The 766-nt window shown below is 54.0% G+C and carries 1 protein-coding gene; it reads right to left on the reverse strand.

What is annotated here, in order from left to right:
- Positions 1 to 226: 226 nt before the first annotated feature.
- On the reverse strand, positions 227 to 652 hold the full coding sequence (locus tag IE099_RS20940; RefSeq protein ID WP_229809637.1) for a hypothetical protein: 426 nt from the start codon (positions 650 to 652) through the stop codon (positions 227 to 229).
- Positions 653 to 766 lie beyond the last annotated feature (114 nt).

Here is a 766-nt window from a genome sequence, read left to right on the forward strand (position 1 = left end):
ACGCCGAACTCGCCTACCGCGCAAAACCTCGTTACTGAGCATCCGTCACTACGAACTCGCCATTCAAAACGATGCAAAGTCCGCAATGCTTACATTGGATAACGTTCAAGCACACCCAATCCGACCGACTCAGCGCACTTTCATTACTTCTACCACGCTCCCTCCTCCAGTCAATCCTCCAACTCACCAGCGCGGTCGGATTTGTGGTGCTGCGCATTGTTCGCCACTAGTTTTGGTAGAGCGGAATCTCGTCGACCTCTCCTAGGAAATTGATTTCGGGGTCTGCCGTGAAAGCCTCCACCAGAGTTCTCCGAATTTGAACTAGTTCAGCGGCGATATCCACGAATCGAAACCGCGTCCAACTCCAGACCCGCTCCTTTGGGGGACTCGGCGAACATGCGAAGTCGCACATCGTATTCTCGTCGTGGTCGCGGTAACAAGTAATCCCCAGCCTGCACTGCGGGAGCTTAACCTCTACCCACCAGCCCCAATCCTCACAAACGATGAAGGGCACATCGTATTCTGCCCTCTTAAGCGTCCCCTCAATAAATTGAGCGAACGATTTCCCAAATGTGCCTGGATTCACGATTTCTTCCTCTTCCCCAGGGAGAACCGGAAACTTCTCAGTCCGGATATGGAGAAAAGGACTCATTTTTCAGGCGAACGTCTCAGCACACCCAATCCGACCGACTCAGCGCGCTTTCGACAGTTCTACCACGCCCCCTCCTCCAGTCAAGCCTCCGACTCGCCAGCGCGGTCGGATTTG

This window comes from Roseibacillus persicicus, assembly GCF_014651675.1.
Classification (GTDB): domain Bacteria; phylum Verrucomicrobiota; class Verrucomicrobiia; order Verrucomicrobiales; family Akkermansiaceae; genus Roseibacillus; species Roseibacillus persicicus.

Excerpts from the sequence above, each read along its gene's own strand:
- IE099_RS20940 (WP_229809637.1), bottom strand. The coding sequence starts at position 652 with ATGAGTCCTTTTCTCCATATCCGGACTGAGAAGTTTCCGGTTCTCCCT.